General features: G+C 62.0%; 27 protein-coding genes. 15 read left to right on the top strand and 12 right to left on the bottom strand.

The genetic code is table 11. The annotated features are described in order from the left end of the window. Nucleotides 1-240: 240 nt before the first annotated feature. The gene (locus M2360_RS26560) at nt 241-1,065 is read right to left on the bottom strand and encodes a helix-turn-helix transcriptional regulator (RefSeq protein ID WP_280778404.1); all 825 of its coding nucleotides are present in this window, start codon (nt 1,063-1,065) and stop codon (nt 241-243) included. A gap of 100 nt (nt 1,066-1,165) precedes the next feature. Between M2360_RS26560 and M2360_RS26555 the strand changes: the two genes are divergently transcribed. Then, nucleotides 1,166-2,056, top strand: a complete 891-nt coding sequence (locus M2360_RS26555) for an SDR family oxidoreductase (protein WP_280778403.1) — start codon at nt 1,166-1,168, stop codon at nt 2,054-2,056. A 4-nt stretch (nt 2,057-2,060) separates the two neighbouring features. Here M2360_RS26555 and M2360_RS26550 read toward each other — a convergent pair whose 3' ends face one another. Beyond that, nucleotides 2,061-2,468, bottom strand: a complete 408-nt coding sequence (locus M2360_RS26550; RefSeq protein ID WP_280778401.1) for a RidA family protein — start codon at nt 2,466-2,468, stop codon at nt 2,061-2,063. A gap of 139 nt (nt 2,469-2,607) precedes the next feature. Here M2360_RS26550 and M2360_RS26545 point away from each other — a divergent pair, with 139 nt between their 5' ends. Together M2360_RS26545 and M2360_RS26540 are read left to right on the top strand one after the other, a co-directional pair. Beyond that, a complete protein-coding gene (locus M2360_RS26545) occupies nt 2,608-3,204 on the top strand; it encodes a TetR/AcrR family transcriptional regulator (protein ID WP_280778400.1) in 597 nt (198 codons plus the stop codon). 102 nt (nt 3,205-3,306) lie between these two features. Beyond that, complete coding sequence (locus tag M2360_RS26540) at nt 3,307-4,380, top strand: hypothetical protein (RefSeq protein ID WP_280778399.1); 1,074 nt, start codon at nt 3,307-3,309, stop codon at nt 4,378-4,380. 12 nt (nt 4,381-4,392) lie between these two features. On the opposite strand, the gene M2360_RS26535 is transcribed toward M2360_RS26540, so the two are convergent. The 3 genes from M2360_RS26535 to M2360_RS26525 form a co-directional block, all read right to left on the bottom strand. Then, nucleotides 4,393-5,259: a DMT family transporter gene (locus tag M2360_RS26535; protein ID WP_280778397.1), complete on the bottom strand. Its 867-nt coding sequence runs from the start codon at nt 5,257-5,259 to the stop codon at nt 4,393-4,395. Between the two features lie 131 nt (nt 5,260-5,390). Beyond that, nucleotides 5,391-5,894 carry a GrpB family protein gene (locus tag M2360_RS26530; RefSeq protein ID WP_280778396.1) on the bottom strand — a complete coding sequence of 168 codons (504 nt, stop codon included), beginning with the start codon at nt 5,892-5,894 and terminating at the stop codon, nt 5,391-5,393. Continuing rightward, nucleotides 5,891-6,574, bottom strand: a complete 684-nt coding sequence (locus M2360_RS26525; protein WP_280778407.1) for a GntR family transcriptional regulator — start codon at nt 6,572-6,574, stop codon at nt 5,891-5,893. Before M2360_RS26525 ends, M2360_RS26530 begins: the two co-directional genes overlap by 4 nt. A 107-nt stretch (nt 6,575-6,681) precedes the next feature. Between M2360_RS26525 and M2360_RS26520 the strand changes: the two genes are divergently transcribed. Further along, on the top strand, nt 6,682-7,752 hold the full coding sequence (locus M2360_RS26520; RefSeq protein ID WP_280778395.1) for a D-alanine--D-alanine ligase family protein: 1,071 nt from the start codon (nt 6,682-6,684) through the stop codon (nt 7,750-7,752). Between the two features lie 66 nt (nt 7,753-7,818). Here M2360_RS26520 and M2360_RS26515 read toward each other — a convergent pair whose 3' ends face one another. Beyond that, nucleotides 7,819-7,989, bottom strand: a complete 171-nt coding sequence (locus tag M2360_RS26515; RefSeq protein ID WP_280778394.1) for a DUF2735 domain-containing protein — start codon at nt 7,987-7,989, stop codon at nt 7,819-7,821. 389 nt (nt 7,990-8,378) lie between these two features. Between M2360_RS26515 and M2360_RS26510 the strand changes: the two genes are divergently transcribed. From M2360_RS26510 to M2360_RS26485, 6 genes are all read left to right on the top strand, one after another. Next, nucleotides 8,379-9,413, top strand: coding sequence for a glutamine synthetase beta-grasp domain-containing protein (locus tag M2360_RS26510; protein ID WP_280778393.1), 1,035 nt, complete (start codon nt 8,379-8,381; stop codon nt 9,411-9,413). 165 nt (nt 9,414-9,578) lie between these two features. Continuing rightward, complete coding sequence (locus M2360_RS26505) at nt 9,579-9,872, top strand: nucleotidyltransferase family protein (RefSeq protein WP_280778392.1); 294 nt, start codon at nt 9,579-9,581, stop codon at nt 9,870-9,872. A gap of 225 nt (nt 9,873-10,097) precedes the next feature. Further along, the gene (locus M2360_RS26500; protein WP_280778391.1) at nt 10,098-10,595 is read left to right on the top strand and encodes an ureidoglycolate lyase; all 498 of its coding nucleotides are present in this window, start codon (nt 10,098-10,100) and stop codon (nt 10,593-10,595) included. Beyond that, nucleotides 10,595-10,951, top strand: coding sequence for a hydroxyisourate hydrolase (gene uraH / locus M2360_RS26495; RefSeq protein WP_280778390.1), 357 nt, complete (start codon nt 10,595-10,597; stop codon nt 10,949-10,951). Before M2360_RS26500 ends, uraH begins: the two co-directional genes overlap by 1 nt. Next, the gene (locus tag M2360_RS26490) at nt 10,951-11,685 is read left to right on the top strand and encodes a metallophosphoesterase family protein (RefSeq protein ID WP_280778389.1); all 735 of its coding nucleotides are present in this window, start codon (nt 10,951-10,953) and stop codon (nt 11,683-11,685) included. The genes uraH and M2360_RS26490 overlap by 1 nt, the downstream gene beginning before the upstream one ends. A 141-nt stretch (nt 11,686-11,826) precedes the next feature. Next, the gene (locus M2360_RS26485) at nt 11,827-13,005 is read left to right on the top strand and encodes a hypothetical protein (RefSeq protein ID WP_280778388.1); all 1,179 of its coding nucleotides are present in this window, start codon (nt 11,827-11,829) and stop codon (nt 13,003-13,005) included. 85 nt (nt 13,006-13,090) lie between these two features. On the opposite strand, the gene M2360_RS26480 is transcribed toward M2360_RS26485, so the two are convergent. Next, a complete protein-coding gene (locus M2360_RS26480) occupies nt 13,091-13,762 on the bottom strand; it encodes an OmpW family protein (RefSeq protein ID WP_280778406.1) in 672 nt (223 codons plus the stop codon). A gap of 453 nt (nt 13,763-14,215) precedes the next feature. On the opposite strand from M2360_RS26480, the gene M2360_RS26475 reads away from it, so the two are divergent. Beyond that, nucleotides 14,216-14,347: a hypothetical protein gene (locus M2360_RS26475; protein ID WP_280778387.1), complete on the top strand. Its 132-nt coding sequence runs from the start codon at nt 14,216-14,218 to the stop codon at nt 14,345-14,347. Between the two features lie 291 nt (nt 14,348-14,638). Here the strand turns inward: M2360_RS26475 and M2360_RS26470 are convergent, their stop codons facing one another. The 3 genes from M2360_RS26470 to M2360_RS26460 form a co-directional block, all read right to left on the bottom strand. Further along, nucleotides 14,639-15,055 carry a hypothetical protein gene (locus M2360_RS26470; RefSeq protein WP_280778386.1) on the bottom strand — a complete coding sequence of 139 codons (417 nt, stop codon included), beginning with the start codon at nt 15,053-15,055 and terminating at the stop codon, nt 14,639-14,641. Continuing rightward, complete coding sequence (locus tag M2360_RS26465) at nt 15,048-15,662, bottom strand: nucleotidyltransferase domain-containing protein (protein WP_280778385.1); 615 nt, start codon at nt 15,660-15,662, stop codon at nt 15,048-15,050. The genes M2360_RS26470 and M2360_RS26465 overlap by 8 nt, the downstream gene beginning before the upstream one ends. 430 nt (nt 15,663-16,092) lie before the next feature. Further along, nucleotides 16,093-17,088, bottom strand: coding sequence for a DUF2336 domain-containing protein (locus tag M2360_RS26460; RefSeq protein WP_280778384.1), 996 nt, complete (start codon nt 17,086-17,088; stop codon nt 16,093-16,095). Nucleotides 17,089-17,277: 189 nt separating this feature from the next. Between M2360_RS26460 and M2360_RS26455 the strand changes: the two genes are divergently transcribed. From M2360_RS26455 to M2360_RS26440, 4 genes are all read left to right on the top strand, one after another. After that, complete coding sequence (locus M2360_RS26455) at nt 17,278-17,643, top strand: DUF982 domain-containing protein (RefSeq protein ID WP_280778383.1); 366 nt, start codon at nt 17,278-17,280, stop codon at nt 17,641-17,643. A 154-nt stretch (nt 17,644-17,797) separates the two neighbouring features. Beyond that, a complete protein-coding gene (locus M2360_RS26450; RefSeq protein ID WP_280778382.1) occupies nt 17,798-18,178 on the top strand; it encodes a DUF982 domain-containing protein in 381 nt (126 codons plus the stop codon). Between the two features lie 399 nt (nt 18,179-18,577). After that, nucleotides 18,578-18,751 (top strand): hypothetical protein, encoded by a 174-nt coding sequence (locus M2360_RS26445; RefSeq protein WP_280778381.1) that lies wholly within the window; start codon nt 18,578-18,580, stop codon nt 18,749-18,751. Between the two features lie 208 nt (nt 18,752-18,959). Next, entirely contained in the window at nt 18,960-20,021 is a 1,062-nt protein-coding gene (locus tag M2360_RS26440; protein ID WP_280778380.1) for a succinylglutamate desuccinylase/aspartoacylase family protein, read from the top strand. A gap of 118 nt (nt 20,022-20,139) precedes the next feature. Here M2360_RS26440 and M2360_RS26435 read toward each other — a convergent pair whose 3' ends face one another. After that, a complete protein-coding gene (locus M2360_RS26435) occupies nt 20,140-20,829 on the bottom strand; it encodes a hypothetical protein (protein WP_280778379.1) in 690 nt (229 codons plus the stop codon). 351 nt (nt 20,830-21,180) lie between these two features. Beyond that, entirely contained in the window at nt 21,181-21,873 is a 693-nt protein-coding gene (locus M2360_RS26430) for a hypothetical protein (RefSeq protein ID WP_280778378.1), read from the bottom strand. Nucleotides 21,874-21,886 lie beyond the last annotated feature (13 nt).

Below are 21,886 nucleotides of genomic sequence, written 5' to 3'. Positions count from 1 at the left end.
GCAAACACTCTCATCACACAAAACCGCCCCTGGTCCCCAAACGCCCCTTGACTTCAAACACAGATGCTCATCCCCCTGCCGGGACCTTCTCCCCGCGCCTGCGGGGAGAAGGAGGATGTGGCAATGACGGCGCTCCATCGCCCTTCTCCCCGCAGGCGCGGGGAGAAGGTGGCGGCAGCCGGATGAGGGGCGGAGCACGCCGTCAAGGACACTCAGAAAAAACTGCCTTTGGCGCTGCGCTCAGCCCGCCATCCCCCTGACCAATTCCCTGATCCGCGCCGCCGTCTCGTCCGTCACCGGATTATAGACGATCAGTCCGAGGTCCGGCCGGCCATCCACTGCAAAGCTCGAATATTCCAGTTCGATCAATCCCAGTCTGGGATGGTTGAGCCGCTTGGCGCCGTCGCCATGCGGCAAGAGCGAGGCGTCGGCCCACATCTCGGCGAAATCGGGGCTGAGCGCCGAAAGTTCCTCCACCAAGCGCGTGATCTCAGCGGAAGCGCCGGCCCGGGTCGCATCAGCCCGAAAGGCGGCGACCACGCCGCTCGCCATCGCCCGCCAGTCGGTCTGCTTGGCGCGGATGTCGGGATTGGAGAAGATCAGCCGCAGCAGATTGCGCCCGTCGGGCGGCAGTCTGGCGTAATCGGTCAGCACGAGCGCCGCCGCCCGGTTCCAGGCCAGCACCTCCCAGGTGGCGGTGCGCACGATCGCCGGGCTGACCTCCAACGCGTCGATCAGCCGCTGCAGACGTGGGGATACGCCTTCGGGCGCGCGGTAATGCGCCGGCGGCGGATGGCCGAGACCCAGAATGAACAGATGCTCGCGCTCCGGCTCGGTCAGCAGCATCCCCCGGGCGATGCGGTCGAGCACGTCGGCGGAGGGCGGGCCGCCGCGGCCCTGTTCGAGCCAGGTGTACCAGGCGGGGCTGATATGGGCGCGCTGCGCCACTTCCTCGCGCCTGAGCCCGGGCGTGCGCCGCCGGCTCGACGTGAAGCCGAAGCTTGCGGGATCGCGGCGGGCGCGCAGGTCCCTGAGAAAACGTCCCAGCGCATTGTTCTCGTCCATCGCCTGATCCTGTGAAGCATTATAATAGGATAAGCTACCGGCTTTAACACGATAGATCTCCTGTTTACGCCCTCGGCAGCAACAAGCAAGGAGACATTTCATGCGCATCTTCCTCACCGGCGCCAGCGGATTCATCGGCTCCCACATCATTGCCGAACTCATCGCCTCCGGCCATCAGGTGCTCGGCCTCGTCCGCTCCGAGGCCAGCGCCGCCAAGGTCGCCGCTCTCGGCGCGGAGATCCATCATGGCGGCATCGACGATCTCGACAGCCTGCGGGCTGGCGCGGCGGCCTGCGACGCCGTTATTCACACCGCCTTCGACCATGATTTCGCCCATTTCGCCGACAGTTGCGCCCGCGACCACAAGGCCATCCTGGCGCTCGGAGAGGCGCTGGTTGGTTCGGACAGGCCGCTGCTGATCACCTCGGCCGTCGGGGTCGGAAAACCGGGGCCGGGAGAAAAGGCCAATGAGGACATGTTCGATCCCAATTATCCCAATCCGCGCATCGCCTCCGAACTGGCCGGGCGCGAGCTGCTCGATCGCGGCGTCAAGGTGCTGGTCATGCGCCTGTCGCAGATTCATGACCGCCGCAGCCAGGGGCTGATCACCCCGCTGATTGATCTGGCGGTGGAGAAAGGCGTCGTCGCCTATGTCGGCGACGGCGCGGTCGACTGGTGCGCCTGCCCGGTCGACGATACAGCCCGGCTCTATCGCCTGGCGATCGAAAAGGGCGTCGCCGGCGGCCGCTATCACGCGGTGGCCGAAGAGGCTGTGTCGCTGCGCGCCATCGCCGAAACGCTGGCCGAACGTCTGGGTCTACAGGCGATCTCGATCGCGCCGGAAGACGCCGCCCGCCATTTCGGCTGGCTCGCCCATTTCGTGACGCTGAACATGCCCGCCTCCAGCACGCTCACCCGCGCGCGGCTGGGATGGGCGCCGGAAGGCCCCGGACTGCTTGAGGATCTGGCCAAGCTGGAGGGATATGCCTGAGGCTTCAGGCGCGATCCAAACTCTCAGGAATGCGGGCGATGACTTTGATCTCAAAATCGAATCCCGCCAGCCAGGTCACCCCGAGCGCCGTCCAGTTGGGGTAGGGCGCTTTGGGAAACACCTCCTGCTTCACCGCCATGATGGTGGCGAACTGCCGTTCGGGATCGGTGTGGAAGCTGGTGACGTCAATGATGTCGTCCAGGGTGCAGCCGGCGGCGGCCAGCGTGTCGCGGAGATTGCCAAAGGCCAGCCGCACCTGGCTTTCGAAATCCGGCTCGGGCGAGCCGTCGGCCCGGCTGCCCACCTGGCCCGAAACGAACAACAGGTCGCCGGAGCGGATGGCGGCGCTATAGCCATGCGCCTGGTAAAGCGCGTGGCGGTTTGCCGGGAAGATGGGTTCCGGTCTGGTCATCGGATCTCTCCTGTTTGAAAGCCGGCTGCGGGCTTCCGCTCGGGCCTTCCGCTTGATATACGTTGCGTATGTAAAATTAGGCGACATACGCGACGTATGTCAATCAAAAACATACGTCGCGTATGTGAAATGGAGCGGCATGGCCAAAAAACGCAGCGAAAGCATGGAGGAAAACCGGGCCCGGCTGCTCGCCGCCGCCCGCAAGGCCTTTGCGGAAAAAGGCTATATGGCCGCCTCCATGGATGATTTTACCGCCGAGGCCGGGCTGACGCGCGGCGCGCTCTATCACGCCTTCGGCGACAAGCGCGGCCTGTTCGCCGCCGTGGTCGATCAGGTGGATTCCGAAATGGCGGCGCGCGCCCGGGCGATTGCCGCCCAGGCCGATGATGGCTGGCAGGCGCTGCTTGCGGAAGCCGCCGCCTATATCGAAATGGCGCTCGATCCCGATGTGCAACGCATCGTGCTGCTGGATGGCCCCGCCGTGCTGGGCGATCCCTCGCAATGGCCGAGCCAGAGCAGTTGCCTGATCGAGACCCGCCATGCGGTGGCGGCGCTGATGACGGAGGGTGTGCTCAAATCCGTCGACCCTGACGCCGCCGCCCGCCTGTTGACCGGCGCGGCCCTCAACGCCGCCCTCTGGGTCGCCGCCAGCCCGGCGCCGGATATGGCGCTGCCCAAGGCGGTCGCCGCGTTTCGGGCGCTCGCCGAGGGCCTGCGGGCGACGGGCGGCGCGTGAACCGGAATTTATCGTTCGGATTCACTCGACATTTACCATTCCCCTTAAGCAAGCCTTTTCCGCGAACCTCTATGATTCGTCCTGAATCCGAGGACGCGCGCCATGAACACAGTTTCAAACCGGCAAGACTTCGCCCAGCAGGTGATCATCCAGCTCCTGCGTATGGGGCTTGAGGTGACGCCGGTCAGTTTCGAGCTGATGCATGAGGTGCTTTCGGGCGACAATCCCGATCTCCGCCAGCAATTCATCACCCTCGGCAAGCATGTGACGGCAGAGGATGTCGAGCGGCTGGCGCGGAATTTTCTGCCGCATCATTTCGGCCATTCGGCGCTCGACAGTTCCGCCTCATTGTTTTCGGAGGAATTGCAGGGGTTTCAGGATGCGCTGTCCAACGGTCAGGAGGCGCTCAGCGCCTATGCCACGGTGCTCACTCAGGCCAGCGAGCAGTTTTCCCGCGCCGATCCGCGCGATTCCATCGCCATCCGCCGCGCCATCGATCATGTCAGCCAGGCCACCGCCGCCCAGAAGGTCGCCACCAACAGGATGATGCGGTCGGTCAGCGAGCGGATCGAGACGGTCAAGGCCATTCGCCATACGATCGACCAGTCCGAACGCGCCAAATTCACCGACGGCCCCACCGCGCTCGGCAATCGCCGCGCCTTCAATCGGCGGCTGGGCGAAATCTTCCATGGCGATCGCGGCATCGACGGCTATACGCTGATCCTCTGCCGCATCTCTGGCCTCGAACAGTTCGACCGGCCGGAACTTGCCAAGGCGCGCGCCTATTTCCTCGCCCGTTTCGGCGGCTTCGCCCGCAAATTGCTGAAAGGCCGCGAAGGCGGCTACTGGCTGGGCCAGCCGCATCTCGCCTTCATCGTGTTCGGCACGGAAGAGAGCTATGTCGCGGGCGTCACCCGCCGCCTGCATGAGGCGATCGCCGAGATCGTCGGCGCGCTGCGCCATTCCATCGCCACCGCGCCGGTGCTCACAGGTCATTACGGCTGCGCCGCCTCGAGCGGCGCCGGCGCCCCACCCGAACTGCTCGGCCACGCGATCACCGCGCTCGAAACCTCGACGCTGCATCGCGACGGAACCCCGGTGTTCTACGGCGCCCGCGCTGCAGTGAGCAGCGACAGCCGGAACTATGCGCTGTATGGCCGGGCCCGGATGTTTTGACGGCCGCCGCGCTCAGGCGGTCTCCTTGCGGAAGGCGGGCAGGCAGGCGGCGACGATGATCACCGCGCCGGCGATGGTGAATGCCGAAGGGCTTTCGCGAAACAGCAGATAGCCGAACAGCGCCCCCCAGACCAGACCGGTATATTCCAACAGGCCCAGCCGCCCGACGCGTGAATTGGCGTAGGCCCAGGAAATGCACAGATGCGCCGCCGTGCCGGTCACGCCCACCAGCGCCAGCACCGGCCAGTGCCAGGTTTCCACCGGCTGCCAGACCATGATCATCGGCCCTGCCGTCACCAGCGCGCCGATGGTGACCGGCAGCATAACCAGCGTCGGAACGGGGTCCTTGGCGCCCTGCTTGCGGGTCAGCACCATCGACAGCGCGTAAAAGCCCGCCGTGGCGATGGCTGCGACAAAGCCCAGCATTTCAAACGCCTTGTTCTCGTCCAGCCTGTGTCCCTGGGCGATCACGAACACGCCGGCCAGCCCCATCAGCATGGCGGCCACGGTCGACAGCCGCAGCTTTTCCCCCAGCAGCGCCCAGGAAAACAGGCCGAGAAACAGCGGCGACAGGAAGCTGAGCGCGATGGCGTCGATGAGCGGCAGCCGGGCGAGCGCGAAGAAGAAACAGGTTCCGGCGAGCAGAATGCAGGCGGCGCGCGGCAGGCTGCGCAGCACTTCCGCAGCGGTCGGCGCACGCCCGACCGTCAGCATGTAATAGACGATCGCGGCCATCGCCCCCGCCGCATAGCGCATGCCGGAAGACTGCGCCAGCGGATAGGTGGTGGCGATCACCTTCATCATCGCGTCCAGCAGCGAAAACAATCCGACGCCGAGAGCGGCGGCGAACACGGGCTTGAGCGAGGCGTCGGTGCGCATGAAAAGGGCTTTCTGTAAGGCGGATTGGGATCTGGGCCGAAACGGTCGGCGAATCCGGTCAAAGATAGATATGCCCGCACTCTATCCACGCTGCCGGGCCGCGGGAAGAGCGATCGCATCAGTCTGACAGGTTAGACCACGCCCGCCAGAGCGTTTTCAATAAAGCCGGTCTTGGCCTCAGTGTAGCCCTCGCGATCCCGGCCATACTCAGCCGCCAGCCTCTGCTTGAGCGCGCCATAGGCGGCGGCGAGATCGGGGTTCGCCCTGAGCCGGTCGCGAAACAACAGATGCCGGCGCAGTTCGGCGGAATCTGAGGCGCAGACATAGAGATGATGCCGGGCAAGACCGGGCGGCGGCGCGAAGGCGCGCCGGCCGGCGACGCCTTTTTCGCCCTGATCCGCATAGCCGATCGCTGAAAGCCGGGCGATTGCTGCGGGCAGGGCGGTGTCGTCGGCAATGACCGCGTCGATATCGATGATAGGTTTGGCCGCCAGACCCGGAACAGAGGTGCTGCCGACATGCTCCACCGCCGTCGCGATCGGACCGAGCGCGGCTTCGATGCGCCGCCGAAGCGCATCAAAAATCACCGGCCAGGCTGGATCATAGGGAACGATGATCACCGGCTCGGCTGTCACGCGCCGCCCTCCCGCATCGTCGCCAGCAGGCGGCGCCCGCCGTCGTCGAGATGGCGGCGAAGTGTGGCGACCGCTGTTTCGACGTCGCCCCTGCGGCAGGCGTCGAGCATGGCGCGATGTTCGGCCTGCGATTGCGCCTGATGGTCGAGCCCGGTCAGCAGCCTGCGCACATAGCGTTCGGCGCCCGCATGCTGGCCGGCGATGAGATCGAGAAGCCGCGCATTGCCGCAAGCAGCGCAGAGCGCCAGATGAAACCGGCTGTTGAGCGCGCCGATGCGGGCGGGGTCGCGCTCCGCCTCCAGTCGCGCCAGCGCCGCTTCGGCCTCGTCGATATCGGCTGCGCTCAGGCGTGGGCAGGAGAGCGTCAACGCCTCGCCTTCGAGCAGCGCGCGCAGCGCATAGATCTCGCGGATCGCGTCGGGATCGAAAGGCGCAACCACGGCGCCGCGGGTCGGATGGATCTCGATCAGCGCCTCGCTTTCAAGCCGCCTCAAGGCGTCGCGCGCCGGCATGCGCGATACGCCATGGCGCGCCGCAAGCTCGTCCTGGCGGATGATCTCGCCGCCGGTGAGCCGACCCGACAGGATGTCTTCGCGCAGACTGTCGGCGATATCGTCGGCGGCGGTGCGCGGCGGGGCGGCGCGCCGGCCGGCAAGACCGGGCTCGGCAAATGGCGGCATCTTCGGCAAAAGTCAGGCCTCCATAGTTTCGCCGCATCTCGCTTCGATGTATCTCGTATACGAGTATACGAGTATACAGACTCATGGGCAAGACAAGGGATGGGACGATGACGGACAAACAGGGCGGATTGCGGATCGGCGTGCTCTATGGCGGACGCTCCAGCGAGCATGACGTGTCGCTGCGCTCTGGGACCAATGTGGTGAGAGCGCTCATGCGCTCAGGCTATGAGCCCGCGCCGATCTTCGTCGCCCGCGACGGCCGTTTCCGGCTGGGCGAGGACCTTGGCGGCGAAACGCTGACGGCGCCGGAGAGCGGGGCGGAACTGTGCCTGCCGCCCGGCGGCCGCGGACGTCTGGTGGCGCTCGGCGCCGAGGGCGCGCGCGAGCTTCCGGCGCTGGATGCGCTATTTCCGGTGCTGCATGGTCTGCATGGCGAGGACGGCTCGATGCAGGGGCTCGCCGATATCGCCTGCCTGCCGCTGGTCGGCTGCGGGTTGCTGGGCTCGGCTGCGGCCATCGACAAGGCCGTCGCCAAGCGGTTGCTCAGCGAAAGCGGCCTGCCGGTCGCCCGCGACATGACCCTGCGGCGCGGCGAACCGGTCGATTTCGGCGCCGTGACGGCTGCGCTGGGCGCGCCCGTCTTCGTCAAGCCGGCCCGGCAGGGCTCGTCCGTCGGCGTCGGCAAGGCGGCGAACGCGGCCGAATTCGACGCCGCGCTGGCGGAAGCCTTCCGTCATGACGAGATCGTGTTGGTGGAGGAATTCGTCGCCGGCCGCGAAATCGAATTCAGCGTTCTGGAGACGGAGAAGGGCGACGTCATCGTCTCCAGTCCCGGCGAGATCGCGCCGGCGGCGAGCCACGGTTTCTACACCTATGACGCCAAATATCTCGACCCGGATGGCGCTGCGCTGATCGCGCCCGCACGACTTCCTGATGATGTGGAGGATGTGATGCGCCATACGGCGCGCGCCGCCTTCCGCTCGCTCGGTTGCGACGGCATGGCGCGGGTGGATTTCTTCCTGCGCGCCAATGGCTCCTTCGTGATCAACGAAGTCAACACGATGCCGGGTTTCACCGATATCAGCATGTATGCCCGCGCCTTCGCCGCCAGCGGCCTCGCTTATGACGATCTCGTCGATCGCCTGGTCCGCCACGGCCTGGCCCGCTTTCGGCGCTGAAGATACGCGTCAAACTTCCTCCGCCCGCGAAAACCTCGCGGGCGCGTCGCGCGCTGCAAGCAGTGACTATTGCTTGCGCGTGTCGTCGTCTTCGCGAATGGCGTCCTCATGGTACCAGCTGCCGCCGCTTTCCATGATCACCACCTTGGGAAGACCGGCGCCGAGACGCGGATCGCGAATGTTTCTCTTGGGGAACTGGTAGATTTTCGCCGATTCCCGGATCATGCCCGTTGTCATGCTACTGCCTCGCTTTCCTCCATCAACCCCGTAAGGGTTCGGATCTTGGTTGTAACAGAAACTTCACATGTTTGCACACAAAAACAGCATAACGCCCAAAAATTTATCAGAGTCTGACTGGTTCCTGAGCTTGTTGCGGCGCTTTTCTAATCGGCCTCTCAATTTCCGCTAAAATTTGAGCAGAAACGCCGCGCGGGGGCCGTGAGTTCCGCCAGTATCTCGCAAAAAGCTTAATTGAATGGCGCAAAACGCCGCATTTTCGCGGTTTGCGAGCATGCGCCGGCAAACTGGCACGGAACATGCATTCATGTTTCCGAGCCCCGGGAGAGCCGGAGGATCAGAACTACGGTTGCGCCAGGATGCGCGCAGTCACTTTACGAGAGATGGACATGACAAAGTATAAGCTCGAGTATATCTGGTTGGATGGCTACAAGCCGGTTCCGAATCTGCGCGGCAAGACGCAGGTCAAGGAATTCGCAGAATTCCCGACGCTCGAACAGCTCCCGCTCTGGGGCTTCGACGGTTCTTCCACGATGCAGGCCGAAGGTCATTCTTCGGATTGCGTGCTGAAGCCCGTCGCCATTTATCCCGATCCGGCCCGCACCAACGGCGCTCTCGTGATGTGCGAAGTCATGATGCCGGACGGCGTCACCCCGCACGCTTCCAACAGCCGCGCCACGATCCTTGACGATTCCGACACCTGGTTCGGTTTCGAGCAGGAATACTTCCTCTACCAGAACGGCCGTCCGCTGGGCTTCCCGGAAAATGGCTACCCCGCTCCGCAGGGTCCCTATTACACCGGCGTCGGCTATTCGAATGTCGGCGACATCGCCCGCGAAATCGTCGAAGAACATCTCGACCTTTGCCTGGACGCTGGCATCAACCATGAAGGCATCAACGCCGAAGTGGCCAAGGGCCAGTGGGAATTCCAGATTTTCGGCAAGGGCTCCAAGAAGGCCGCCGATGAAATCTGGATCGCGCGCTACCTGCTGCTCCGCCTCTGCGAAAAGTATGCGGTCGACGTCGAATTCCATTGCAAGCCGCTCGGCGACACCGACTGGAACGGTTCGGGCATGCATTGCAACTTCTCCACCAAGTTCATGCGCGAAGTCGGCGGCAAGGCCTATTTCGAAGAGCTCATGGCCGCTTTCGCCAAGAACTGGAAGGAACATATCGACGTCTACGGTCCGGACAACCATCTGCGCCTGACCGGCAAGCACGAGACCGCTCCGTGGAACAAGTTCTCCTGGGGCGTGGCCGACCGCGGCGCCTCCATCCGCGTGCCGCACTCCTTCGTCAAGAACGACTATAAGGGCTATCTGGAAGATCGCCGCCCCAACTCGCAGGGCTGCCCCTACCAGATCGCTTCCCAGGTTCTGAAGACGATCTCGGAAGTGTCGCTGGAAGCCTCCGCCGCCGCCTGATCGGCGCGCCGGATCTGATTTGCGAAACGCCAGCCCTCGCGGCTGGCGTTTTTGCGTTTTGGGGGCATGGCCCCGCGACCCTCGGTCGCCTTTGATGGATGCCGAACTCCGCCCTTCAAAACCAGATCTCCCCGCGCTATCATCAAGCGAGAAGGGAGCCGCCGCATGAAACCGTCCGATCGTCTCAACGCGCACCGCCAAGCCATCCGCGACACCATCAGCCGCTTCAACGCCGCCAATCCGCGCGTCTTCGGCTCGGTCGCGCGGGGCGAGGACCGCGAGGACAGCGACCTCGACATTCTGGTGGATGACCTCGCCGGCTCGACGCTTCTGACGCTCGGCGGTCTCCAGGATGCTCTGGAGCGGCTTCTCGAAGGAACATCCATTCATCTCGTGACGCCAGGCGATATTCCCGTCGATGTGAGCCCTCGAATCTTCCGTGAGGCTCGGCCGATATGATGGCTGATGGCGTGCGCCGCCCCTCATCCCCCTGCGGGGACCTTCTCCCCGTAACACGGGGAGAAGGAGGATGGCGCGCCGGCCTTGCCACAATCGCCCTTCTCCCCGCATGCGCCGGGAGAAGGTGGCGGCAGCCGGATGAGGGGCGGCGCACGCCGTCAACCATAAAGCCGCTTCTATAGCGCTATTGAAACACTTCCCCATTCTCGCCTAAGGACCCTCCCATTGCCCCAGATCCTCCCCATCCGCCCGCTGACCGCAGACTCCTTCGCGCCCTTTGGCCAGGTCATCGAAGCCACCCCCGCCAAAATGCGCCTGATCAATGGCGGAACCACCGAGCGGCATCACGGACTCGGCCGCGCCGAAGCTTTGGGCGAGGGGGCGGAGGTGATCCTCAACATCTTCCGCGGCCAGCCGCGCCAGCTTCCCTATACGGTCGACATGATGGAGCGGCATCCCCAGGGCAGCCAGAGTTTCCAGCCGCTCTCGGGCAAGCCCTGGCTGGTGGTGGTGGCGGAGGATGAGGGCGGCGGGCCGGGCGTACCGCATGTTTTCCTCGCTCGCGGTGATCAGGGCGTCAATTATCCCGCCGGCCTCTGGCACCACCCTCTGATGGCGCTCGGCGGGATTTGCGACTTTCTCGTGGTTGACAGGCAGGGGCCGGGCGGTAACCTTGAGGAATATTTTTATCAAACCCCCTTTGTAATCCCGGAGATTTCTTGATGGCAGGCCTTACCACCCATGTTCTGGACACCGCGCTCGGCCTTCCCGCCAAGGGCGTGATGATCGATGTCTTCCGGATCCAGGACGAGGTGCGCGAATATCTCAAGACCGTGCGGACCAATGCCGACGGCCGCATCGATGGCGGTCCGATCCTGTCGGAGGAACAGCTCACCCGCGGCCAGTATGAGCTGGTGTTTCATGCCGGCGCCTATCTGAAGATGACCGGCCAGAAGCTGCCGGATCTGCTGTTCCTTGATATCATCCCGCTGCGTTTCGGCGTCGCCGATCCAAAACTGCATTATCACGTGCCGCTGCTGCTGTCGCCGTTCGGCTACTCCACCTATCGGGGTTCGTGATGCGTTTCGCCGTCATCGCCGATATTCATGGCAATGCGCTGGCGCTTGAGGCGGTGCTCGCCGACATCGACGCGCAGGGCGTGTCCGACATCCTCAATCTCGGCGACCATCTTTCCGGGCCGCTGGAGGCGGCGCGGACCGCCGATCTCATTCTGGCCCGCGACATGGTGTCGGTGTCGGGCAATCACGACCGTTATCTGCGCGGCGATCCCGCCGCGCTGCACGAATGGGAAGCCGATTGTTACCGCGAACTGACGCCTGCCCATCACGCCTGGCTCGCCAGCCTGCCGTTTTCGCGCGTCTGGAAGGATGATGTCTTTCTCTGCCACGCCACGCCGCGCGAGGATAATCACTACTGGCTGGAGACCGTCTCGCCCGAGGGTGTTGTGCATGCCCGGCCGCTCGCTGAGGTCGAGGCCATGGCCGAAGGCGTCAGCCAGTCGCTGATCCTGTGCGGCCACACCCATATTGCCCGCACTGTGCGGCTTTCCGACGGCCGCCTGATCGTCAATCCCGGCTCGATTGGCTGCCCGGCCTATGAGGACGATCTGCCCTATTACCACAAGGTGGAGGCGGGGGCGCCGCACGCCGCTTACGCGGTGATCGAAAGGACCGCCCATGGCTGGACGGTCGAGTTTCGCCTGGTCGCCTATGACAGCGCCGCCGCCGCCGCCATCGCCAGCGCCAGGAACCGCCCGCAATGGGCGCGCGCCATCGCTACTGGCCGCTGCTGACCATACGGCGCCCGGGGCTGGTAAAATAAAATAAAACCGCAATAATCGCTAAAGTTAAGGTGCCGGTGATTCGCGGCCTTGCGACGCCTGGGCGGCACTTTGACGCTTCAACAACTTCACTATACTTTCGGGGACGCACTGATGGCGAAGCAAATTACCGGCAATCGGACAGCCGGCTATGTGGCGGGCTTGTCCAACGAGACCTACACCCTTGTCGAAAGCGCTTCGATTTCCATCGCGGCGTCGAACGCCGGCATCAGCGCCGGAGCCGGCGTCAACAATATCAACGTCAACATTTTCGGCGATATTTCGGCGTCGTCCGCAGCCGTGAGCCTGCTCGGCTCCAACTCGTCCGTGCGGATCGGCGCGGAAGCGCTGATCAGCGGCGGCAACGGCGTCGTTCTCGATGGCGGCAATAGCGACGCGTCGGTACGGGGCGTGATCGTCGCCGAACAATATGGCGTCCGTTTCGGCGGAAACTCCAACGAGGTGGAAAATCGCGGCGTCATCCACGCCCTGGCCACCGACGGAGCGGGCTTTTTCGGAGACGGCAACGGCAATATCTTCACCAACCAGGCGGCAGGCGTGATCCGCGCCAGCTACGGCGTCATCGATTCGCCTGACGCCGACAATGTCTCCAGCATCATCAATCGCGGTACGATCATCTCTGACACCTATTCGATCTTTTCGGAGGGCGGCGACACTCAGGTCGTCAACAGCGGCGTTCTGATCGGCAATGTCTCGCTTGGGGCGGGCGACGACAGTTTCAATGGCGTTGGCGGCGAATTGACCGGCAAGCTGCTGACCGGCGCCGGCGATGATATGCTGACGACCGATAGCGCCCGGCTCAAGATGGTCGAACTCGCCGGCCAAGGCTCCGACACCGTGCGCGCCAAGGTCAGTTATACGCTGGGAACCAATATCGAACAGCTGATCCTGTTCGGCTCCGAGACCATCAACGGCAACGGCAACGGCCTGGCCAATGTGCTGCGCGGCAACGAGGCCGCCAACAGGATCAAGGGCCTGGCTGGCGCCGATCAGCTTTACGGCAATGGCGGCGACGATATCCTGACCGGCGGAAAGGCGGCGGACATATTCCACTTCGCCTCCGGCGACGGCAAGGACACGATCATGGATTACCGCGACGAAACGGACCGTATCGACGTCAGCGAATGGACCGGGATCACCGATATCGCGGATCTCAGGAACAATCACGCCGTCAATCAGGGCGCGGATTTGCTGCTGTCGTTGGGCTCGGACCAGATCCTGATCAAGAACATGCAGAAGGCGCAAATGGACGGGGCCGACTTCGTGTTCTGAACCCGTCGCCCATCAACGAAAAATGCGCGCCTTTCGAATGGAAAGGCGCGCATGACGTGAAGCAGGCAGGATCGGCCGAAGCCGGTCAGAAGCGGTAGGTGAGACCGCCGCCGATCAGCCAGGGATCGAGCTTGGCGGTGCCCTTGACGTCGGCGCCGCCGACCGTGGCTTCGTAATCAGGGCGCAGGAAGATCTTCTTCACATCGGCGTTCACGCCCCAATGCTCGTCGATCATATAGTCGAAGCCGGCCTGCAGGGCCACGCCGAAGGCGTTCTTGACCTTGAGGTCGGTTGCCGCGCCGGTGGCGTCCTGGTTGTAGAAGATCGTGTAGTTGACGCCTGCGCCAACATAGGGCTGGAACGCGCCGAAATTGGTGAAGTGATATTGGGCGGTCAGCGTCGGCGGCAGGATCCAGGTGTCGCCGAGCTTGCCGAGGCTGCCGATCGAGCCGTCGCCATGGATCGACGATTGGGTGGTGCCGAGGATCAATTCCGCCGAAATATTCTTGGTGAAGTAATAGGTGATGTCGAGTTCCGGGATCACGCTGTCGGTATAGCTGAGGTCGGAGCCGGAAATGCCGTCGACGTCGCCGGAATCGGTCGGCAGCACGCCGAGGGCGCGAAGGCGGACCTGCCAGGGGCTGAAGGCGGCGGCGACATCGGCCTGGGCTTCCGGCGCGACTTCAGGGGCGGCGGTGAGATCCGCGGCCTTGGCCGGCATGCCGGAAAGCAGGGTTGCCGCGGCGAGGGCGGCCATCAGCGGCGCGATGTGTGCGTGGGACATGGTTCTTTTCCTTCCGTTGCGAGGGGTCCGCGCCAGACGCCCCAGGGCGGGCCCGCATCGTGTGTCACATCCGCACTATCTCCCCGCCGATCCCCCTTTCTTTGCGCTAGATCAATATATTAGACAACGCTAAACGCGTCTGGGGAGATCTTGTTTGATGTTGCGAAATTGCAACTTTCTGGATTGACGCTCGTCAAGAATTGCGCAGCGCGACCCATCCTGCGGTCATGTTCCGATGTCGATTCAGGCTCGGTTAACCATCTTCCTCAACGCGATGGCAATGTGAGTCTGTCATGGTGACAGCAGACTTGGAATCGACCCGCAGGACGCCCGACAGCGCCCGCCGGTCACGACGAAAATCCGAAAAATCCCCCACCCGACGCGCTTCACGCCGGACAAGAGATCCTTTTTCATGAGGATGAGACCATGACATTCGTGCTTGCCCTGTTCGCCAGCCTGATTTCGGCGATGTTCATCGCCACCTTCGCGTCGTCGGTGATCGCCTCCTCGCGCGAAGCCCGCGACGAGCGGGAGCATCGCCGCCTGCGCGTGTTCTGAAACACCTCCCAAGACCTGGAGCTCCCGCCTGCTAGGGGCGGAAGCTTCCCAACCTTTCTGTCGGCTTTTTACTTTTGCATCGCAAAACTGTCGTAGTGCCGATGTAGAGGATGAGCGAAGCCTTCGGACTTCATTTCTGACCGGCGCCGTCCATGGCATTCCCTGCCCATGGGCGGCGTTTTTGGTTTTGGGGCGCAGGCATCGCGCGAAGCCTGTCAGGCGAAGGGCAGGGGCTGCTTTGCTCCACGCCCGGGTCATTATTCGCCGTCCCAGTCCTCCCCGTCCTTGAAATTAAAGCGTGAATGTTTGTTCGGCCCAGGCCGCGAACTCTTCGAGGCGTTCGAGCGCTCTTTCTGCCTCCATCCGTGTTTTTAGCCTCGCTCCATATTGCACTTCATCCTTTTGTTCGAGAAGCGCGCGCAGATTGGTCACCTGCTTGGCGGGCAATTGGTTTCCCAGCGCCGCTTTCAAAAGGCTGATCACCGCCTGATGGTTGCCTTGATTGATTTCGCCGCGAAACTTGGCTGTCAATGCATCCGAATACGCGATTGCGCAGTTGATGATCGTCGACATCGACGGATTGCCGATATCATCAGGGTCGGCGACGGCGTTGCTGTTGCGGGCGTCCTTGAGATAGCTGCGGGCAATCAGCAGCCTGGCCCTTGCAAACGCCTCGTCTTTCTTCGTCGTCGGTCCGGTTCTAACCATGACAGCCTCCAGCGACCTGGATTGCATCTTCAGGACGATTTCCAGACAGGACGATCGCTTCCGATTTGACGCTGATCCACCAGGGATCCGCGCTGTTTTCCAATCGCCCGACATCTGCGAAATCCATTCCGACGACATTGGGGGTGAATGCATAGGTTTCGGACACAGATATCAACGCTTGCCGCAAACGCTCTATTACCGAGGCGAGATCATTCGTCTCGACGATGGCGCCGATATCGAAATCGCTATCCGGCCGATCCTCGCCGCGAGCGACGCTGCCGTAGTAGAACAGGCTGAATATCGGCAGACCTGAGGAGCACTGGCGCACGCAGCCTAGAATTTCTGAAAATCGGTCGTTTTCCGCCTTGAACAGATGCGACAGCGTGGCGAAAAAGTAGTTTTCGGTATTCAGACGATACAGTCGCGATCGTCCAGTTCCGGATGGTGAAACGATCCCCAGGGAAACCAGATCGATCAGGGCTTTTCTCACACTTTCTTGCACGAGCCTACTCTGGCGGACAATCTCGCTGGCGGCTAGCATGCCGCCATGGAGAGAAAGCACCCGCAACACCCGAATGTTTGAGTCGACGCCAAGGAGATAGGTCAAGGGGCGCCGTATCGCGCTTTCTCGGGATGATCTGGCCATTTGATCCTCGCTTGCTCCCAAGCTACTGCCCAGAAAACCAGGTACCTAGTTTTAAAACTAAATACCTGGTTCAAAGAGAAAAGTCAAAGCGTGCCGTGCGGCTTAAAGCGTGTCGCGATCTTTCGTATTCGCTCGCTTCTTTGTCTGGGTCGGGGAAACACCGCGCCAGCAATGCCAGGGGCTATTAATCAGACCTCATATGACGGGATCAATTTTGACATCCGACTGAGAGAGAACCGCAGTTGGACGAAAAGGCCGCATGAAGATTTTCGACGACCCCGGAAGCCAAAAAGCGACCGGCCTTCAGGGATGTCAGCAAATCGGCCGCCGGTGTGCCAAGAAATCCTTGACAGATGCTCTCGTCACCGCAGCGCCCTGGCCGTGTCCGAGGTCACCCCGCCGCCCGCTTTTGCGCAGCGTTGAAGCGTTGCGGCGCGGCGCCATTGCCGTTGGCGGCGCTTTCCTCCGCCTGGCCATCCGTATAGGCGTCGGCGCGGATCCACACGCCGACGCGGTCGGCGCATTCGTCCGCGTCGAGCCCTGCGACCACGCTCTCGGCTCGCGTGCCCGCGCCGGCGTTTTCCGAAAGATGCGGATAGAATTGCGTCAGCGCGAAGCGGGTTTCGCCATCATGCAGGCCGAGCGCCATGAGCGCGGTGGCCAGTTGCAATCCCGATAGATCGAGCATGATGCGGTTGGTGAGCCAGACGCTCGAGCCCAGGCAGTGGGCCAGCATGCGGGAAAAGGCTTTGGCTTCGCGCAGTCGGGCAAAGCGCATCAACAGCGCCTCTTCGCGCTCAGCGGCGGCGTCGTCGCTCTCCTCGTTGCGGGTCAGCGCGTCGCGCGCCACCAGCGATTTCAGCGTCCGGCGCAGGTCTTCCTCGCGGACGCCGCGGCTTTGGCCGGGTTCGGTCGTCACGAGTTCGGCTGGCTGGGGCGCGGCGTCGGCGCGCGGCTTGGCGGAGCGGTCCGGCAGGCCCTGATGCAGGGCCACCAGCGCATCGACCACTTTCACGGAGAGATTGGGCCGGGCGGCGATGGCCTTGGCGTGGTCGCGGCCCTTCAGTCGGGCGGCGGCGATCAGCAATTCGTCGTCGAGCGTGGGGGAGGCGGCCAGAAACAGCGCGGCCACCCCGATCGGTTGGGTTGCCAGGAACCAGGCGACGCTGCGCGGCACATGCGGCGAACGCGCCAGCGCTGCGGCGGCGTTGCGCTGCGCCTCATGGCTAGAGGCGCGGAACACCGGCTCGAACAGTTCGGAAAATTGCCTGACGTCGTTGCGTCCGGGATGCGTCATGGCCTCGAAGCTCGACACGGTGGCCATCAGCACGACATCCTTGGTCCGCGTCAGCGGCGGACCCTCCAAATCACGAAATCCGTCAGACACCTGGGCGCCCTCTACGCAATACTGTCCCATTTCGAAAACACTACCGGCAAACAGTTTACAGGCCGTTAACCATCGGCCGCCGGCAGGCGCGCAAAGCCGCGATTGCAAGATCTGGCTTGGGCGTTGGCTCAGTCCGCGCAAGCTTCGCCGTCTATATCCGGATCTATTGCGAACCGAGAGATTGTAACAATGACGATACAAATGTGGCAAAGCGGGGTTCTGTTAGGCGGCGCAGGTCTCGATGGTCAAACGATCAGGATCGCCGACACGCGCACCGCCGCCGAGTTTCTGCTGTCCGGCTGGGCGCGGGATCGAAAGGATGCCTATCTGCGCGCCGTGCGCGCCTGCGCCCAGGCGTTGAAGGGACAGATCCCGCATTCCACCGCTGCTGCGACCTTTGTCAGCGCCGCCGTGGAGGCGCGTTATGAGATCAATGTCTTCGACGCTTTCTGGGACGATTTCGACGCCGAAATCTCCCGCGCCGCCGAGGAATTGATCGCCGCCGATTTTCCCTATTGGGCGTATGGCGACGCGGTCGAGGCCGCCCGCGCCTGATCGCCTATTTTTGGGGCGTGAGACCAGTTCTGTCGCAGTCTTGCGGCGCTTGGTCCGCTTCATCCAGGCTTGTTCTCCCGTGAGCATTTCTGGGAGCAATTTCGCGCAAGCTTAAATAGCTATCCTGCATGGAAATAGCCAATGGGGTAGCTCCATGATCAATGGATTGTGGAAGATGGGCGTCGTTCTGCATGATCGACGCTCGGGAAAAGAGGTCGCGAAAATCCGGACGACGCGTGAGGCGGGCGAGTTTCTGCTCGACAAATGGTCCGGCGAACGCTGCGCTTCCTATCAGAAGGCAGTGGTGTCCTGCGTATCGGCCATGCGCGGCGAGAGCCTGCACGAAAGCGCCGCCACCGCCTTTATCAGCGCCGTCATCCAGGCCAATTACGGCTTCAACTTCTTCGAAGCCTATTGGGACGTGTTCGATCTGGAGATCTCCCGGGCCGCCGACGCTGTCTTCCAGGAGGATTATACGTTCTGGACAGCACAGCAGAAGCAGGGCCCCAGCCTGGCTGCAAACGCCTCTCACTGACGCCGATATCATCAAGGACAACAGCAGCCGGCGCGTCATCGCGCCGGCTGCTTGTTTTTGCCGCGGCTGCGCGCCAAAATCGCCAAAGCGAGGTTTCGCCGTGGCGTTGACGGGCATGTGAAAACCAACCCGTTGAAATCATTTGTGCGTATTTTAAGCCGGTGTTAACTATGCCATGGTGTGATCGCAAATCATAAGGTCGCGTTAACCTTCGCGATCCATCGTGTATCTCGTGGAACTAAAAAGCACTTCGGACGTCTCGAAAACGACCGGAGCGGCTGATGAAAGGAGAAAGGCGCATATGTCCCGAGCCTCGCGGCGACGGAAAGCGCCAGCCCGACACGGCAGGATGAGATCATTCCCAGTTCATCCGTCTCGATCCATCTGATGGAGAAGAGAATGGCAGAAGTGATTAGACTGGACACCTGGCTGGCCAAACAGCCAAAACGCATGCGGGAACAACCCGTTGAAGCGCGCATCCTGCTGTTCACCGGCGTGCGCTACGAGCGTTGGACCGATGCGACAGACCACCCGCGCAAGCGCCGAAGCGGCTCCAAGGCCAAGAAGCACTGAGCGGATTTCAACGACCGGCCGAGGCCGCGCCTGAGCGCGCCGACCCCGATCGTGCGGCTTGCAGGATCCTGGCCTCCGCGCCATGGACCGAGACCTGCGGCGCAGTCGCCGCCCGCTTGTGACCCTCCCGCGCTTTGCCCGCGCCACGCCATGGACAGCGCGCCGAAAACGCGGCACATAGGCCCCGCATCGAGACGGGAGCCACACCATGCAGACATCCGAAATCGTGATCAGTGACGACGTCGCCGGAGAATGGCGCGTTCCCGTTCTCACCTTCGAGGGGTCTGACCCCAAGGCGCCTCGCGTCTATATCCAGGCCGCTCTGCATGCCGGCGAATTGCCCGGCGTCGCAGCCCTGCACGCTTTCATCCCCGCGCTCCGTACAGCCGAAAGCGAAGGCCGTCTGCTTGGCGATGTGGTGATCGTTCCGAAATGCAATCCCATCGGCGCCGGCCAATGGCTGCATGGCGAATTGCAGGGCCGCTTCGAGATCGCCAGCCGCACGAATTTCAACCGCGACTATCCGCTGATCGCGCTTAAAGACCGCGCTTCCCTGCTCGACGGCATCGAAGCGCGGCCTGCCGCCGACCAGCTCAAGCGCCACCTGCTGCATCTTGCCCTCGGCGCCGATCTGGTGCTCGATCTGCATTGCGACGACGAAAGCCAGCTCTACGCCTATCTCGAAGCCTCCTTCTGGCCCGAGGCGATCGATCTCGCCGAAAGTTTCGGCCTTGAGGCCGTGCTTCTCTCCGACGGCGGCTCGACCGCATTCGAGGAAGCCGTCACCCATGCCTGGAAGGCCGGCGATCTCGGCGCCCGCGCCGCCTGGCATGAAGGCCGCATTTCGCTGACCATGGAATTCCGCGGGCTTCGCGACGTCCGCCCCGATCTCGCCGCCAAGGACGCCGAGGGCCTGATGGCCTTCCTGCAGCGCCGCAACGTCGTCTCGGGCGAGCCCGTGCGCCATGAAGCCTTCACCGGCCCCGTCGCCGGCCTCGACTATGTGCAGATGATCGATGCGCCGAAAGCCGGCACGGTGCTGTTCGAAAAAACCTTCGGCGATCAGGTGAGAGCGGGCGACCGCCTGGCTGCGATCATCCCCACCCCCGGCTTCCCGGAGAACGACGTGGCCATCCTCGCCCCGGTTGAGGGAACCATCGTCACCCGCGTCGCCGCCCGCTTCGTCCGCCGCGGCGACAATCTGATGAAAATCGCCTCAACCGCGCTGTCCAACAAGCCCCGCAAGCCGGGCGGGGCGCTGGAGGATTGAGGGTGCGGGGCGAGTTGAACGTCTGCGGCCAAGATATCCAGGTCAATGAATTTGGCTATTGAGCGTAAGACGCCCAGCATCAGACGTACGCAAAATGGAAATCAAGTATGTGTTCTTTTCAGCCTAAATCGAAATTTATGTTGAAGTCGCTGCGATCAATATTTTTGGCCTTAAAGTCGAGTAGAGTGACTTCACTGTTTTCAAAATGAAGGACCGTGTCCTTTCCTATCTGTTCAATCTTCATATGTATATACATTGATTTATTTGTAAATAATCGATCCTGAACATTTCCAGCATCATCAAAGTCGGCGACGGTAGCTCGTTTGAAGTGGCTATCGAGGTAAAACTGATCTGAACCCTCGCCTCCATAAAATATGTCTGCGCCTCCTTGGGCAAAGAAAAAATCGTCCCCGCCTTTTCCGTAAAGGCGATCATTTTTATCGTGACCCATCAAGACATCGTCCTCGTCAGATCCTACCATCACATCTGCGCCCACAGCAAAAACATAGTCAAAAGCCTTTTGGCCGTCGTGATCATAGTAGAAATTAAAGACGCTGCTCTTTATGGAGAGGTTGCGGGCATCGACCAGAAGATCCCCGTCATTGCCGTAGAGACGCATCGCTGTAATTGTGCCCCCTGCGAGTTCCCCCTTTTTGAAGGCGAATCCTTTTCCATCTATCTCGACGTGATCGCGACTTTCATTTCCAAAAAAAATGGTCGTTTCATCATGGTGTCCGAGTTTAAACCGATCTTCGTCTTGAAAAAGGGTCGATGGAAGATAACCAGAAAATACTTTTATCTTTCCCATTGGCTTACCTGAAACATAGAGTTCTGGATACTGAGGCTAAGGCTTATGCAGACGATCCGGCACTCGTTTACACATCTGAAATTTGTGTAAACCGGACAGTGTCAGCGCACGGCTAACACATTCTTTGGTGCAAGAAAATGGTCCGATGAAATCCTCTCATTCCCTATCGCTCCACCGTCACCGTCCACAATGTCGGGCGTCCGCCGACATAGCTATGCGATTGCGGGATCAGCGGCGCGAGACCGGGCCTGTCGAAAGCACCGGTCAGGCCGCAGTGTCTTAGCGCAAAATCCTCCGCATCGAGCGCGCAGACGAGCTTGGTTGAGGCAGTTTTATCTGCTGCGGCTGTCTTCAGCCATATTGCTGTGCAAAATCAAAGTCAGCCTTATTAATATCATCAGCTTTAAAATCCAGCAGCGTCACGTCGTGTTTGTCGAAATGCAGCACCGTGTCGTGGCCGACTTGCTTTATCTTCATGTTTTTATACATGCTATAGCTGACGATCATTGTGTCCTGAACCGTGCCGGTGTCGTCAAAATCGGCGATCACAGCGTCGTCGAATATTCGGTAGTTGAAGTAGAAGCGGTCGTCTCCGACCCCGCCATGTAGGGTGTCGGTGCCGAACTGCGCGTAAAGACCGTCGTCTCCGCCCTTTCCAAACAGCACGTCATCGTCATCGTCGCCCGCCACCATGTCGTCGCCTGACGACCCGATGACGGTGTCCTTGCCCAGGGAATGGACGTAATCAAAGGCCCCGGCCCCATCGCGATCATAGTAAAAGCTGAATACGTCGCTCTTGATGCTGATATTGCGGGCGCTGAGGGTGATGTCGCCCTCCTTGTCGTAGATCTGCATGGCGGTGATGATGCCACCAACCAGTTCGCCCTTGCTGTAGGCGAAATCCTTGCCCTGGATCTCGACATGCGCGCCGCGCTTGTCGGAAAACTGCATCTCGTCTGCGTCGTGTTCGCGCAGCCGGAAGCTGGCTTTGTCGAGGAAATTGCTCGAGGGGAAAAAGCCCTGATACAGTTTGATCTTACCCATACATGTGTCTCGC

The sequence above is a fragment of the Rhizobium sp. SG_E_25_P2 genome (assembly GCF_029892285.1).
Lineage (GTDB): Bacteria > Pseudomonadota > Alphaproteobacteria > Rhizobiales > Rhizobiaceae > Rhizobium_E.
Note: the sequence above shows the minus strand (reverse complement) of the source record. Positions and strands in the feature narration are given on the sequence as shown.

Bases quoted from the DNA above. Each gene is read 5' to 3' on its own strand.
- M2360_RS26440 (WP_280778380.1), top strand. From the start codon at position 18,960: ATGCAGACATCCGAAATCGTGATCAGTGACGACGTCGCCGGAGAATGG.
- M2360_RS26455 (WP_280778383.1), top strand. From the start codon at position 17,278: ATGACGATACAAATGTGGCAAAGCGGGGTTCTGTTAGGCGGCGCAGGT.
- M2360_RS26550 (WP_280778401.1), bottom strand. From the start codon at position 2,468: ATGACCAGACCGGAACCCATCTTCCCGGCAAACCGCCACGCGCTTTAC.
- M2360_RS26525 (WP_280778407.1), bottom strand. From the start codon at position 6,574: ATGCCGCCATTTGCCGAGCCCGGTCTTGCCGGCCGGCGCGCCGCCCCG.
- M2360_RS26535 (WP_280778397.1), bottom strand. From the start codon at position 5,259: ATGCGCACCGACGCCTCGCTCAAGCCCGTGTTCGCCGCCGCTCTCGGC.
- M2360_RS26505 (WP_280778392.1), top strand. From the start codon at position 9,579: ATGAAACCGTCCGATCGTCTCAACGCGCACCGCCAAGCCATCCGCGAC.
- uraH (WP_280778390.1), top strand. From the start codon at position 10,595: ATGGCAGGCCTTACCACCCATGTTCTGGACACCGCGCTCGGCCTTCCC.
- M2360_RS26480 (WP_280778406.1), bottom strand. From the start codon at position 13,762: ATGGCCGCCCTCGCCGCGGCAACCCTGCTTTCCGGCATGCCGGCCAAG.
- M2360_RS26490 (WP_280778389.1), top strand. From the start codon at position 10,951: ATGCGTTTCGCCGTCATCGCCGATATTCATGGCAATGCGCTGGCGCTT.
- M2360_RS26475 (WP_280778387.1), top strand. From the start codon at position 14,216: ATGACATTCGTGCTTGCCCTGTTCGCCAGCCTGATTTCGGCGATGTTC.
- M2360_RS26510 (WP_280778393.1), top strand. From the start codon at position 8,379: ATGACAAAGTATAAGCTCGAGTATATCTGGTTGGATGGCTACAAGCCG.
- M2360_RS26450 (WP_280778382.1), top strand. From the start codon at position 17,798: ATGATCAATGGATTGTGGAAGATGGGCGTCGTTCTGCATGATCGACGC.
- M2360_RS26435 (WP_280778379.1), bottom strand. From the start codon at position 20,829: ATGGGAAAGATAAAAGTATTTTCTGGTTATCTTCCATCGACCCTTTTT.
- M2360_RS26485 (WP_280778388.1), top strand. From the start codon at position 11,827: ATGGCGAAGCAAATTACCGGCAATCGGACAGCCGGCTATGTGGCGGGC.
- M2360_RS26540 (WP_280778399.1), top strand. From the start codon at position 3,307: ATGAACACAGTTTCAAACCGGCAAGACTTCGCCCAGCAGGTGATCATC.
- M2360_RS26560 (WP_280778404.1), bottom strand. From the start codon at position 1,065: ATGGACGAGAACAATGCGCTGGGACGTTTTCTCAGGGACCTGCGCGCC.
- M2360_RS26430 (WP_280778378.1), bottom strand. From the start codon at position 21,873: ATGGGTAAGATCAAACTGTATCAGGGCTTTTTCCCCTCGAGCAATTTC.
- M2360_RS26445 (WP_280778381.1), top strand. From the start codon at position 18,578: ATGGCAGAAGTGATTAGACTGGACACCTGGCTGGCCAAACAGCCAAAA.
- M2360_RS26555 (WP_280778403.1), top strand. From the start codon at position 1,166: ATGCGCATCTTCCTCACCGGCGCCAGCGGATTCATCGGCTCCCACATC.
- M2360_RS26515 (WP_280778394.1), bottom strand. From the start codon at position 7,989: ATGACAACGGGCATGATCCGGGAATCGGCGAAAATCTACCAGTTCCCC.
- M2360_RS26545 (WP_280778400.1), top strand. From the start codon at position 2,608: ATGGCCAAAAAACGCAGCGAAAGCATGGAGGAAAACCGGGCCCGGCTG.
- M2360_RS26470 (WP_280778386.1), bottom strand. From the start codon at position 15,055: ATGGTTAGAACCGGACCGACGACGAAGAAAGACGAGGCGTTTGCAAGG.
- M2360_RS26520 (WP_280778395.1), top strand. From the start codon at position 6,682: ATGACGGACAAACAGGGCGGATTGCGGATCGGCGTGCTCTATGGCGGA.